The organism is Streptomyces sp. NPDC051555, assembly GCF_044454405.1.
Classification (GTDB): Bacteria; Actinomycetota; Actinomycetes; order Streptomycetales; family Streptomycetaceae; genus Streptomyces.
On record NZ_JBITDP010000003.1, the window covers coordinates 340,549 to 353,355 of the forward strand.

At 69.6% G+C, this 12,807-nt stretch carries 9 protein-coding genes; 8 read left to right on the plus strand and 1 reads right to left on the minus strand.

Features of this window, described 5'->3' with window-relative positions:
- The first annotated feature begins 3 nt into the window (after positions 1–3).
- A complete protein-coding gene (locus ACIBEA_RS10005) occupies positions 4–177 on the plus strand; it encodes a hypothetical protein (protein ID WP_399259356.1) in 174 nt (57 codons plus the stop codon).
- 121 nt (positions 178–298) lie between these two features.
- Here the strand turns inward: ACIBEA_RS10005 and dnaE are convergent, their stop codons facing one another.
- Positions 299–3,841, minus strand: a complete 3,543-nt coding sequence (gene dnaE, locus ACIBEA_RS10010) for a DNA polymerase III subunit alpha (RefSeq protein WP_399259357.1) — start codon at positions 3,839–3,841, stop codon at positions 299–301.
- A 234-nt stretch (positions 3,842–4,075) separates the two neighbouring features.
- Here dnaE and ACIBEA_RS10015 point away from each other — a divergent pair, with 234 nt between their 5' ends.
- The 7 genes from ACIBEA_RS10015 (at position 4,076) to ACIBEA_RS10045 (ending at position 12,792) form a co-directional block, all read left to right on the plus strand.
- A complete protein-coding gene (locus tag ACIBEA_RS10015) occupies positions 4,076–5,401 on the plus strand; it encodes a DUF2252 domain-containing protein (protein WP_399259358.1) in 1,326 nt (441 codons plus the stop codon).
- A gap of 66 nt (positions 5,402–5,467) precedes the next feature.
- Entirely contained in the window at positions 5,468–6,157 is a 690-nt protein-coding gene (locus ACIBEA_RS10020; RefSeq protein WP_399259359.1) for a hypothetical protein, read from the plus strand.
- 45 nt (positions 6,158–6,202) lie between these two features.
- Positions 6,203–6,997: a DsbA family protein gene (locus ACIBEA_RS10025; protein ID WP_399259360.1), complete on the plus strand. Its 795-nt coding sequence runs from the start codon at positions 6,203–6,205 to the stop codon at positions 6,995–6,997.
- Between the two features lie 128 nt (positions 6,998–7,125).
- On the plus strand, positions 7,126–8,787 hold the full coding sequence (locus ACIBEA_RS10030) for an alkaline phosphatase D family protein (protein ID WP_399259361.1): 1,662 nt from the start codon (positions 7,126–7,128) through the stop codon (positions 8,785–8,787).
- 220 nt (positions 8,788–9,007) lie between these two features.
- The gene (locus tag ACIBEA_RS10035) at positions 9,008–9,988 is read left to right on the plus strand and encodes a zinc metalloprotease (RefSeq protein WP_399259540.1); all 981 of its coding nucleotides are present in this window, start codon (positions 9,008–9,010) and stop codon (positions 9,986–9,988) included.
- A gap of 220 nt (positions 9,989–10,208) precedes the next feature.
- On the plus strand, positions 10,209–12,122 hold the full coding sequence (locus ACIBEA_RS10040; RefSeq protein ID WP_399259362.1) for an RNase A-like domain-containing protein: 1,914 nt from the start codon (positions 10,209–10,211) through the stop codon (positions 12,120–12,122).
- Positions 12,123–12,132: 10 nt separating this feature from the next.
- A complete protein-coding gene (locus ACIBEA_RS10045; RefSeq protein ID WP_399259363.1) occupies positions 12,133–12,792 on the plus strand; it encodes a hypothetical protein in 660 nt (219 codons plus the stop codon).
- Positions 12,793–12,807: the final 15 nt, after the last annotated feature.

Below are 12,807 nucleotides of genomic sequence, written 5' to 3' on the forward strand. Positions count from 1 at the left end.
ACCATGGCCAAGAACAAGAAGCAGAACCGCGAGCAGACGAAGTCCACGACGCCGGAACGCGGCGGCGATCAGGCCAAGTCCTCGTCGCCGCAGGATCAGGCCGAGCAGCGGATCTCGCAGGCGAGTCCCGCCGACATGGCCCGCAAGGGCCGGGAGAAGCGCTTCGGCCACAACTGACGCCTCCGTGTGCGGCATGTGAAAGGGCGCGTCCGGGAGTTTTCCCGGGCGCGCCCTTCCTTCACGTTCGGCGACGTACGGCGCCGTGCCGCGGCCGTCGGGGCCCGCGGCCCCTGCGGTGTTATCCGGCCAGGCAGGACGGACCGAGCAGGACCTTGAGGTCGCCGAAGAGCGCCGGGTCGGGCTTGACCCGGTGCTTGTCGAGGCGCAGCACGGTGGTGGTGCGCGGCCCCTGGAGCTTGATCCGGACCTCGCTGTTGCCCTGGTGGTGGCGCAGGATCTCGCCGAGACGGGTGACCATCGGAGGGGTCACCTTGACGGTGGGGATGGTCAGGACGACCGGTGCGTTGGTGCCCGCGGAGGAGAGGTCGGGGACCATCATCTCCATGGCGACCAGGCGGGGAACGTCCTCGCGCTTGTCGAGGCGGCCCTTGACGAAGACGACGGTGTCCTCGACCAGCTGGGTGGAGACGAGCTGGTAGGTCGCCGGGAAGAACATGCACTCGATGGAACCGGCGAGGTCCTCGACGGTGGCGATCGCCCAGGCGTTGCCCTGCTTGGTCATCTTGCGCTGGAGGCCGGAGATGATGCCGCCGATGGTGACGACGGCGCCGTCGCCGTGCTCGCCGCCGGTGAGCTGGGAGATGCCCGCGTCCGTCTTGTCGGACAGGACGTGCTCCAGGCCGAAGAGCGGGTGGTCGGAGACGTAGAGCCCGAGCATCTCGCGCTCCTGGGCGAGCAGGTAGGACTTCTCCCACTCGACGTCGGAGAACTCGACGTCGAGGCCGAAGCCGGGCTCGTCGCTCGCGCCCTCGTCCCCCATGCCGCCGAACAGGTCGAACTGTCCCTCGGCCTCCTTGCGCTTGACCGCCACCACGTTGTCGATCATCGGTTCGTGGTGGGCGACCAGGCCCTTGCGGGTGTGGCCCATCTCGTCGAAGGCCCCGGCCTTGATCAGGGATTCCACGGTCCGCTTGTTGCAGACCACGGCCTCGACCTTGTCGAGGAAGTCGGGGAAGGTCGAGTACTTCCCCTTGGCCTTCCTCGTCTTGATGATCGAGTCGACGACGTTGGTGCCGACGTTGCGGACGGCGGTGAGCCCGAAGAGGATCACCTCGTCGCCCTGGGCCGCGAAGTTCGGCTCGGACTCGTTCACGTTCGGCGGGAGCACCTTGATGCCCATGCGCCGGCACTCGTTCAGGTAGATCGCGGACTTGTCCTTGTCGTCCTTGACCGAGGTGAGCAGGCCCGCCATGTACTCGGCGGGGAAGTTCGCCTTGAGGTAGGCGGTCCAGTAGGAGACCAGGCCGTACGCGGCCGAGTGGGCCTTGTTGAAGGCGTAGCCGGCGAAGGGCACCAGGACGTCCCAGAGCGCCTTGATCGCCGCGTCGCTGAAGCCCTTCTTCTTGGCCCCCTCCTCGAAGATGACGAAGTTCTTCGCCAGCTCCTCGGGCTTCTTCTTGCCCATCACGCGGCGCAGGATGTCGGCCTCGCCGAGCGAGTACCCGGCGATGATCTGGGCGGCCTTCTGCACCTGCTCCTGGTAGACGATCAGGCCGTAGGTGACCGCGAGGACCTCTTCGAGAGGCTCCTCCAGCTCCGGGTGGATCGGGGTGATCTCCTGCTGCTTGTTCTTGCGCAGCGCGTAGTTCGTGTGCGAGTTCATGCCCATCGGGCCCGGCCGGTACAGGGCCGAGACGGCGGAGATGTCCTCGAAGTTGTCGGGCTTCATCAGGCGCAGCAGCGAGCGCATGGGGCCGCCGTCGAACTGGAAGACGCCGAGGGTGTCACCGCGACCGAGCAGTTCGAAGGTCTTGGGGTCGTCGAGCGGCAGGCCCAGGAGATCGATGTCGATCCCCTTGTTGGCCTTCACCATCTTGACGGCGTCGTCCATGATCGTGAGGTTGCGCAGGCCCAGGAAGTCCATCTTCAGCAGGCCGAGCGACTCGCAGCTCGGGTAGTCCCACTGGGTGATGGTGACGCCGTCGGTGTGCCGTACCCAGACGGGCACGTGGTCGGTGATCGTCTCGCTGGACATGATCACGCCGGCCGCGTGCACGCCCATCTGGCGGACCAGGCCCTCGACGCCCATGGCGGTGTCGATGACCTTCTTCACGTCGGGCTCGTTCTCGTACATCCCGCGGATCTCGCCCGCCTCGCCGTAGCGCGGGTGCTTGGGGTCGAGGATGCCGGAGAGCGGGATGCCCTTGCCGAGGACGTCGGCGGGCATGGCCTTGGTGAGCCGGTCGCCCATGGCGTAGGGGTAGCCCAGGACGCGCGCGGAGTCCTTGATCGCGTTCTTGGCCTTGATGGTGCCGTAGGTGCCGATCATGGCGACCTTGTCGGCGCCGTACTTCTCGGTCACGTACCGGATCACCTCGACGCGCCTGCGCTCGTCGAAGTCGATGTCGACATCGGGCATGGAGACGCGCTCGGGGTTCAGGAACCGCTCGAAGATCAGGCCGTGGGTGATCGGGTCGAGGTCGGTGATGCCCATGGCGTAGGCCACGATCGAACCGGCCGCGGAGCCTCGGCCCGGGCCGACCGCGATGCCCTGGTTCTTGGCCCACATGATGAAGTCGGCGACCACGAGGAAGTAGCCCGGGAAGCCCATCGAGATGATCGTGTCCATCTCGTACTCGGCCTGCTTGAGCCGGTCCTCCGGGATCCCGCCCGGGTAGCGGCGGTCCATGCCGCGCATGGTCTCCTCGCGGAACCAGGTGACCTCGGTGTAGCCGGCCGGGATGTCGAACTTCGGCATCAGGTTCCGGAACTGGAACATGCCCTCGGTGTCGATCTGGTCGGCGACCAGCTTCGTGTTGGCACAGCCCTGCTGCCAGGCGTCCGAGGAGTCGATGGCGTACATCTCGTCCGTGGACTTCAGGTAGTAGCCGGTGCCGTCGAAGCGGAAGCGGTCCGGGTCCGAGAGGTTCTTGCCGGTCTGGATGCAGAGCAGGGCGTCGTGGGCGACGGACTCGCTCGCGTACGTGTAGTGGGAGTCGTTCGTCACCAGCGGCGGGATGCCGAGCTTCTTGCCGACCTCCAGCAGCCCGTCGCGGACCCGGCGCTCGATCTCGATGCCGTGGTCCATCAGCTCCAGGAAGTAGCGGTCCTTGCCGAAGATGTCCTGGTATTCGGAGGCGGCCTTGAGGGCCTCGTCGAACTGGCCGAGGCGCAGCCGGGTCTGGAGCTCGCCCGAGGGGCAGCCGGTGGAGGCGATGAGCCCCTCGGACCACTGGCTGATGGTCTCCTTGTCCATGCGGGGCCACTTGGTGAGCCAGCCCTCGGCGTAGGCGTCGGAGGACAACCGGAAGAGGTTGTTCAGGCCGGTGGCGTTCGCCGCCCAGATCGTCTTGTGGGTGTAACCGCCGGAACCGGAGACGTCGTCGCGCTTCTGGTGCGGCTGGCCCCACTGGATCCTGCGCTTGTTGCGCCGGGATTCGGGGGCCACGTAGGCCTCGATCCCGATGATCGGCGTGATCCCGGACTTCTTCGCCGTGTGGAAGAAGTCATAGGCCCCGTGCAGGTTGCCGTGGTCGGACATCGCGATGTGCGACATGCCCATTTCATTGCACGCGTTGAACATGTCCTTGAGCCGCGCGGCACCGTCCAGCAGCGAGTACTGGGTGTGGACGTGCAGGTGCGTGAACGGCGTTTTGGTCACGACGGCAGACCTCCGGGGGGAAGTGAGGGGGCAGCCTCGAAGTCTACGTCGGGTGGGTCGAAGATCGCGGGTCGTCCCGGGCGGCCGGGGCGCGCGGGGGCGGTCGTCGGCGCCGGCGGCCGGGTGCGGGTCGCCGGGCACCGACGGGTACGGTCATCCGTTGCAGGACCAAGAGCCACATCCGGCCCCCGGGCCGGAAAGCGACCGAGCCAGTGCCACCAGGAGGAACCCGCCATGGCGGTCACCGAGACGACGAACGAGCAGCGCGCCGAACAGATACTGGACGTGTTCGACACCGCGTTCGGTGAGCTGCTCGCGGCCGACCCCGCCGCCTTCCAGGTCAAGTTCCGCAAGATGGCGGCCTCCGCCTTCGCCTTCTACCGGGGCACGGCCTGCCTGTTCTACGCCGACCTGGAGCGGGAGCGGCACGGCGGCCCGTACCTGGACGACCAGACCGGCCGGGTCTGGATCCACGGCGATCTGCACGCCGAGAACTTCGGCACCTACATGGACTCCAACGGCCGGCTGATCTTCAACGTCAACGACTTCGACGAGGCGTACGTCGGCCCCTTCACCTGGGACCTCAAGCGCTTCGCGGCCTCCGTCGCCCTGATCGGCTACACCAAGGCGCTCAGCGACGAGCAGATCGGCGACCTGGTGCGGACCTACGCCGGCGCCTACCGGGAGCGGATCCACGCGCTGGCCACCGGCGCCAAGAACGACGAGGTGCCCTCCTTCACCCTGGACTCGGCCGACGGCCCGCTGCTGGGGGCGCTGCGCGCCGCCCGCGCCCGCACCCGGTTCTCGCTGCTGGACTCGATGACCGAGATCCGTGACTTCGAGCGCCGCTTCACCGAGGGCGACGGGGCGATCGAGCTGGACGCGGCGACCCGGTACAAGGTGCTGGCCGCCTTCGACGGGTACCTGGAGACCCTGCCGGAGGAGTCCCTGGTCCGCCCGGATTCCTACCGGGTCAAGGACGTGGTCGGCCGGCGCGGCGTGGGCATCGGCTCGGCGGGCCTGCCCTCCTACAACATCCTGCTGGAGGGGCACAGCGACGCCCTGGAGAACGACGTCGTGATCTACCTCAAGCAGGCGCAGACCCCGGCCGTGTCCCGGCACGTGACCGACCGGGCGGTGCGGGACTACTTCCTGCACGAGGGCCACCGCACGGTGATCTCCCAGCGGGCGCTCCAGGCGCACGCCGATCCGTGGCTGGGCTGGACCGAGCTGGACGGGGCCGGGCAGCTGGTCGCGGAGGTCTCCCCGTACGCGGTGGACCTGGACTGGTCGGACATCGACGACCCGCGGGAGATCGCGGCGGTGGTCGCGGACCTGGGGCGGGCGACGGCGACCATGCACGCGGCGGCGGACGCGGCCGAGAGCGGGCAGTCCCTGGTGCCCTTCTCCACCGAGCGGGCCATCGACGCGGCGATCGCGGCCGACGAGGAGGGCTTCGCCGAGCTGCTGGTCGATTTCGCGCACGTCTACGGGGCCCGGGCGCGCGCCGACCACCAGATCTTCGTGGACCTCTTCCGCAATGGGCGGATTACGGCCTAAAAGTCGCCTTATATCAGTGGGCCCAAGGTCCCTCGTTCACAGGGACCCATGGCACACTCGGCCGCAATGGACATATCAGAGGCAGGGCTCCGAGGGCTGCGGGCGGCGCTGTTCAGCGCGCTCGTCGTGCTGCTCTCGGCCGGCTCGCACGTCCTGATGTCCCGGGTTCCGCTGCCGCCCGCCCTGCTGGCCGGGGCCTTCACGGCCGTCTTCGGGCTGTCCTTCGCCCTGGCCGGGCGCGAGCGCGGGTTCGGCGGCATCGCCGGGCTGCTGGTTCCGCTGGAGCTGGCGGCCGACACGGTCTTCACCGCCGCGCAGCACTTCTGCTACGGCCCCGCGGGCGGCCCGGTCGACGGTCCGCTGCGCGCGCTGGGGCTGGCCGAGCTCTGCGGGGGCACCCCGGTGGGCGGGCCGCTGGCCGAGGTCACCGGGCCCGCCGCCGGGCCGGCGCTGTTGCTCGACTCCCCCGGTTGGTGGACGCCCTGGCTGCTGCTCGGGGCGCACGTCTCGGTGGGGCTGCTGGCCGCGCTGTGGCTGCGCCGCGGGGAGCGGGCGCTGGGGCAGCTGCTGCGGGTGATCGCGGTGCGCGCCTTCCGGCCGCTGCTGCTGGCGGTGGCCTCGGTCGGCGCGGTCCCGGCCCGGGTGGGGTCCGCGCTGCGGGCGGTGCTCCCGGGCGTGGGGGCCCGTACCCGGTTCCCCGCGCACTCCGTGGGACGCAGGGGTCCGCCGCGTCCGGCGCCGCTCTTCGGCGCCTGACGCACGCAGTCCCCATCCGAACCGCATCACCCCACGGAGTACCCCATGAGTTCCCGCAACAGCCAGGCCAACAAGGCAGCCGCGCGCGAGAAGCTGCGCGCCGAGCGCGAGCGCCAGGTGAAGAAGGACAAGGTCCGCCGTCAGGTCATCGTGGCGGGCGCGGTCGTCGCGGCCCTCGCGCTGGCGGGCGGCATCGGCTACGCGGTCATCCAGAACACCAAGCCCACCGCCTGGGAGGCCGCTGAGACGGCCACGCTGGTCAAGCCGAAGAACACGACCGGCGAGAACGGCACGACCGTGGTCATCGGCAAGGCCGACGCGAAGAAGACCCTGGAGCTGTACGAGGACTCGCGCTGCCCTGCCTGCGCCCAGTTCGAGCAGGCCTCCGGCGCCCAGGTGAAGAAGGACGTCGACGCGGGCAAGTACAAGCTCCAGTACTTCGGCGCGACCTTCATCGACAACATGTCCGCCGGCGTGGGCTCGAAGAACGCGCTCAGCGCCCTGGGCGCGGCGCTGGACGTCAGCCCCGAGGCGTTCTTGGAGTACAAGGCGGCGCTGTACTCGACGACCAACCACCCGGACGAGCGCGACGACGCCTTCGCCAAGGACGCGGCCCTGCTGAAGATCGCGGACCAGGTCCCGGCCCTGAAGGCCAACGCGGCCTTCAAGAAGGCGGTCGAGGACGGCACCTACGACCGGTGGGCGCTGGAGATGTCGAAGGCCTTCAACAAGTCCGGCGTGACGGGCACCCCGACACTGAAGATGGACGGCAAGAAGATCGAGACCCCGCAGACGGTCGAGGCGTACAACACGGCGATCGACGCGGCCCTGAAGGGCTGATACGACGGCGGATCCGGGCCCGTTCGCGGGCCCGGACGAGCAAAGGGCGGGCGGACTCCCAGAGTTCGTCCGCCCTTTGCCTGCCCAAGACTGTTTTCCGGCCCTACTGGCCAGTAATCTGACCGCCCGTGACCAGTCTTCTCCCCTCTCCCGCCACCGCGCCGCGTCGCCGTACGGTCGTCAAGGCCGCCGCCGGTGTCGCCGCGCTCGCCCCCTTCGCCGCGACGGCCGCCCTGGGAAGCGCCGCCTACGCAGCCGAGACCGCACCCGCCTTCCTGCACGGAGTCGCCTCGGGCGACCCGCTGCCCGACGGCGTCCTCCTGTGGACCCGCGTGACCCCCTCCGCCGAGGCCGTACCGGGCTCCGGCCTGGGCCCCGCCACCCGCGTGGACTGGGAGGTGGCCGAGGACCAGGGCTTCACCCGGATCACCGCGAGCGGCTCGCTGACCACGTCTGCGGCCGCCGACCACACCGTCAAGGCCGATGTCCGGGGGCTGCGGCCGCAGACGGCGTACTGGTACCGGTTCACCGCCGGGACCACCGTCTCCCCGGCCGGTCGCACCCGCACCGCGCCGCTGGTCGGGGCCCAGGTGCCGGGAGTCCGCTTCGGCGTGGTCTCCTGCGCGAACTGGGAGGCCGGGTACTTCTCGGTCTACCGCCACCTCGCCGCCCGCACCGACCTGGACGCGGTGCTGCACCTCGGCGACTACATCTACGAGTACAAGACGGGCGGTTACCCGGAGCCCAAGTACGTGGTGCGCCAGCACGCGCCCACGCACGAGATCCTCACCCTCGCCGACTACCGCACCCGGCACGGCAAGTACAAGACCGACGCGGACCTGCAGAACCTGCACGCGGTCCACCCGATGATCGCGATCTGGGACGACCACGAGTTCGCCAACGACGCCTGGTCGGGCGGGGCCGAGAACCACACCCCGGGCGCCGAGGGCGACTGGGCGGCCCGCGCCGCCGCCGCGAAGCAGGCCTACTTCGAGTGGATGCCGGTCCGCCCCTCCACCGCGGGCACCGTCTACCGCCGGCTGCGCTTCGGCAACCTCGTCGACCTGCTCCTGCTGGACCTGCGCAGCTTCCGCTCCCAGCAGGCCACCATCGGCAGCGGCACGGTCGACGACCCGGAGCGCTCCATCACCGGCCGGACCCAACTGGACTGGCTCAAGTCGGGGCTGACCTCCTCGCAGGCGGCCTGGAAGCTGGTCGGCACCTCGGTGATGATCTCTCCGGTGGCCTTCGGCGCGCTCCCGGCGCACCTGCTGGAGCCGCTGACCAAGCTCCTGGGGCTGCCCAAGGGCGGGATCCCGATCAACGTCGACCAGTGGGACGGCTACACGGACGACCGGGCGGAGCTGCTGGGCCACTTGAACGGGCAGAACATCAAGAACACGGTGTTCCTGACCGGTGACATCCACATGGCATGGGCCAACGACGTGCCGCTGACGGCGGCGACGTACCCGTTCTCCAAGTCGGCCGCGGTCGAGTTCGTGGTCACCTCGGTGACTTCGGACAACATCGACGACCTGTTGCACGTGCCGGCCGACACGGCCTCGCTGGTGGCCGAGACCGCCATCAAGGCCGCCAACCGACACGTGAAGTGGCTGGACATGGACGCTCACGGGTACGGGGTCCTGGACGTGACGGCCGAGCGTTCACAGATGGACTACTACATCATCTCGGACAAGACCAAGCAGAACGCGACCTCGGCGTGGGACCGCTCGTACCGGACCTTGAGCGGCACCCAGAAGGTGGAGCGGGCCGACCGACCGGTCCGCTGACGCACAGTCAAATTTACTGCGGGTGGGGGTTTTCGGCCACTTTCCGGAGGCCCCCACTCCCCTGAAGCAACAAATCTTTTACTTTCAAGCATTGACTTGAAGATGACATGGACACATAAGCTTCGCGCCAGCGTGAGGAAATACCTCCGCCCCCACCACGCTACGAGGAGCCAACGTGCGCGCTGCTGCCCGCATATCCCCCCTTCTCCGCCGCCGCCTCATGGGCACGGCCGTCCTCGCCGGAACCCTGGCCTTCGCGCCGCTGACCGCCCCCACCTCGGTCGCCGCCGCCTCCGCCACCAAGACCCCCGCCGAGGCCTGCGCCGACCAGGGCGCCGGATCCGGCGCCGCGGCCAACGCCCGTGTTGCGCGCCCCCAGGCGCAGCACGCGGCCGACCCCAACGAGGTGTCGGACTCCCAGGTCAAGGCCATGGACGCCGACCTGAAGTCGAAGCTCGGCCTGGCCGCCGCCACCGCCAAGGCCCAGCAGCTCGACGGCCTGCGCGCCGCGCCTTCCGCCGCCGCGGCGACGACGACCATCCCGGTCTACGTCCACGTGATCACCAACGGGAGCGCCGGTCAGCTGACGGCCGCCCAGATCAAGGGCCAGATCGACGTCCTGAACGCCGCCTACGCGGGCCAGGGCAGCGGCAACGTCAACTCCGGCTTCCAGTTCTCGCTGGCCGGCACCGACACCACGAACAACGCCACCTGGTACACCGTCTCCGACGGCACCACGGCCGAGAAGAACATGAAGAACGCCCTGCGCAAGGGCGGCAAGAACGCGCTGAACCTCTACACCGCCAACCTCGGCGGCGGGCTGCTCGGCTGGGCCACCTTCCCCAGCTCCTACGCCTCGCAGCCCAAGATGGACGGCGTGGTCATCCTCAACAGCTCCATCCCCGGCGGCTCCGCCACCAACTACAACCAGGGCGACACCGCCACCCATGAGGTCGGCCACTGGCTCGGGCTCTACCACACCTTCCAGGGCGGTTGTTCCGGCAGCGGTGACTCGGTCTCCGACACCCCGGCCGAGTCCAGCGCCGCGTTCGAGTGCCCGACCGGGCGCGACACCTGCACCGCGAGCGGTGTGGACCCGATCCACAACTTCATGGACTACACGTACGACGCGTGCATGTACCAGTTCACCGCGGGCCAGGTGACCCGCATGAAGAGCATGTGGACCGCCTACCGCGGCTAGTCCCCGCAGCGGTGGGGGGGGGGGCGGGGGGGGCCGCCGCCGCCGCCCCCCCCCCCCCCCCACACCGCGATCGGCCGCTTCCGGCCACTTCTTCTCGAACAACTGTCTTGTCTCGTACCCGAGTTGCTACGTTCTTCCGGATCACGGACCGCGCGGACAGCAGGGGGACGGGGCACATGCCGATGGACGCCGAACCGGCCGGGTCACCCGTGGCCGTCCGATGAGCACCCCCACCCCGGGCGCCACCACGACGCCACAGCCCCCGCAGCCGTCCGGATCCCCCCACCCGGGCGCCACGCAGCTGCCGTCCCAGGGCCAGTCGCCCAGCGGTCCCGCGCTCCCCTCGCCGGTCTCCCAGGCGCCGCCGACCTCCCCCACCGGGCCGCCGTCCGCGCCCGCCCATCCCGCGCAGACGCTGCCCGGGCCCGCGCCCCAGGTCTCCCCCATCGGGCAGAACGGCGTCATCGACGTCACGCCGACGCACCTCTACGAGGTCACCGACGCCCTCACCTTCGAGCAGCACTCCTTCCACACCGTGGCCCAGCAGCTGCTGGACGCGCTCGCCCCGTACTCCAAGGTGGGCGGGAAGGGGAGCGCCGCGGCGGAGTTCTCCACGGAGTACCTGATCGTGGCCGGGCTCTTCCTGCTCACGCACGCCAGGTCCGTGGTGGCCATCGGCGGCGCGGCCGTCGGCTTCAATGAGACCGGCAACAACTTCGGCGAGGCGGAATCCGCCACTCATCCGGGGCCGAAGCCCCCGTTCGTCCGTCGTCCGCAGCCGGCGGTCATGTTCTCGGAGCCCACGTACGGCCAGGTGCCCGCTCCGGGCAGCAGCGACGAGAACCCGGTCGAGGACTTCCTCGACGTCCTGGACGGCAACATCGCCGGAGACGTCGTGCGCTGGGCGGTCGAGGAGGCCCTGCGGGCCGGGCGGGCGCTGGAGATCCTTCCGCTGCCGAACTACCTGCGCGTGAACGAGGTCTCGCAGATCTGGCTCCACTACGTCACCGCCGCGGGCATCGTGGAGGGACAGCTGATCCAGACCGTCAACTCCGTCACGGACAGCTCGAACGGCGCCTGGTACGACGCCATGCTGTGGTTCTGCAGCTCGCTCTGGGGCACGAAGGCCTGGGGTCAGAGCCGAGAGGGCTACACGTGGTCCCACGACACGGCGGCCAGTCCCGGCATGAACCACCCCGTCTTCGGCGTCCTGAGCACCACGGCCGAGAAGACCGCCGAGGCGTTACGGCTCTACGCCGAGGCGGCCCAACTGGTCCGCACGGCCCTGCGGAACATCCTCCACAAGGCCATCATGGACGCCCTGCGGCTCATCGACCCGGACCGCAGCATCTGGGACAACGTCAAGAGCCTCGGCATGAAGCTGGGCACGCTCGGCGCGAAGGTCCTCGTCGACATCCTCGCCAACATCGACGTCGCCAAGGTGAACGCCGCCGTCGACGCCTACGAGACCACGCTCCGCAACCAGAAGGCGGCCCTGGCCGGGCTCCGCGCCCCGCTGGAGGAAGCGCTCCGCGCCGTTCCCACCTTCCAGTCGGAAATGGCCCGCGCCGAGGCCTTCGCGGCCCGCTCCCTCTTCGAGTTCAGCCGCTCCCCCGTCCAGACCGACCTCGACTCCATCACCACCAACCAGCGCTTCGGCATCGACCTCGCCGGAATGGAGGGCGTCGACAACAAGACGGGGACGCCCGGCGATACACGCGGCAGGACGGCCCACACGATCGACCGGCACATCGGCCTGACCCCTGAGCAACTGGCCTCGCGGCTCCGCGACCAGTCGATGCCGCGGGACGCCTCGACCTTCGAGAACCTCTACTCGGCCAACCAGTTCACCCGGGACGCGGTCAACTACCCGCCGAAGCAGCAGGAGATCGACAACTGGATCAAGAGGATGGAGCAGGACGTCGCGAACGGAACCTTCAACCCCAACTCGACCCAGGCGTACACCGTCCCCTTCGGTCCGAACGTGGTGACCGGCACCTCGGTCAGCCGCACCGACTACGACGCACTGGGGTACGGCGCCCCGGCGACCCCGGTGCACAACGTGAAGATCACCCTGGCCTATTCGCCCGTCTCGAAGAGCGTTTTCGTCGTGACCTGTTACCCCTCGCCTTAGCATGCACCCCGTGAGCGAACCCACCGATGCACTCTTCACCAACAGCGCGGTCTCCAGGCTCCTCGACCTGGCCGCGACGTCCCGCCTGCCGGGCGGCGCCCCGTTGGAGGACGAACTGGACCGGTTCTGCCGGACCCTGCGGGACGGTGGGACCCTGGCCTGGGCCGTGCCACTGGCCGCGGTCACCGCCCTGCTGGAGCTGCTCGCCGAGGACGCCGCCTCGCCCGCGGGCCGGACGCGCCCCGCCGCCCACCGGGACCTGCTGGCCAGGGCCGCAGGGGACGCACCGGCCCCGGACTTCCTGCGCTCCCTCGCCGCGCACCTCAGGGACCGGGAGCGGGAGCTGTCCCCGGGCCTCGACGCGCTCCCCCTCTCCCAGTGGGAAGCCCTCGCCCGCTTCGGCCTGATCGACGGATTCACCCACGTCTTCGAATCGGGGGACCACGACGACCTGGCCGGAGCCGCCCGCGAAGCCGCCACCAGCGAGCACCCCTCAGACTGCCACGGCCGGATCGCGGCCCTGGCCGGGGAACTCCAGCGCACGCTCCTCATGTTCCCCCGGCCGCACGACCTGGACGCCGCCTTCGCGAAGGTCATGCCCGAGGTCACGCACCCGCGACTGCGCGCACTGCTGGACGCGGTCCTGGAGCACTTCGCCGAAGCGCACTGAAGCCGAAGCACACCG

What these genes read in the sequence shown, in the direction of transcription:
- ACIBEA_RS10005 (WP_399259356.1), top strand. Translation starts at nt 4, where the DNA reads ATGGCCAAGAACAAGAAGCAGAACCGCGAGCAGACGAAGTCCACGACG.
- ACIBEA_RS10015 (WP_399259358.1), top strand. Translation starts at nt 4,076, where the DNA reads ATGGCGGTCACCGAGACGACGAACGAGCAGCGCGCCGAACAGATACTG.
- ACIBEA_RS10020 (WP_399259359.1), top strand. Translation starts at nt 5,468, where the DNA reads ATGGACATATCAGAGGCAGGGCTCCGAGGGCTGCGGGCGGCGCTGTTC.
- ACIBEA_RS10025 (WP_399259360.1), top strand. Translation starts at nt 6,203, where the DNA reads ATGAGTTCCCGCAACAGCCAGGCCAACAAGGCAGCCGCGCGCGAGAAG.
- ACIBEA_RS10035 (WP_399259540.1), top strand. Translation starts at nt 9,008, where the DNA reads ATGGGCACGGCCGTCCTCGCCGGAACCCTGGCCTTCGCGCCGCTGACC.
- ACIBEA_RS10040 (WP_399259362.1), top strand. Translation starts at nt 10,209, where the DNA reads ATGAGCACCCCCACCCCGGGCGCCACCACGACGCCACAGCCCCCGCAG.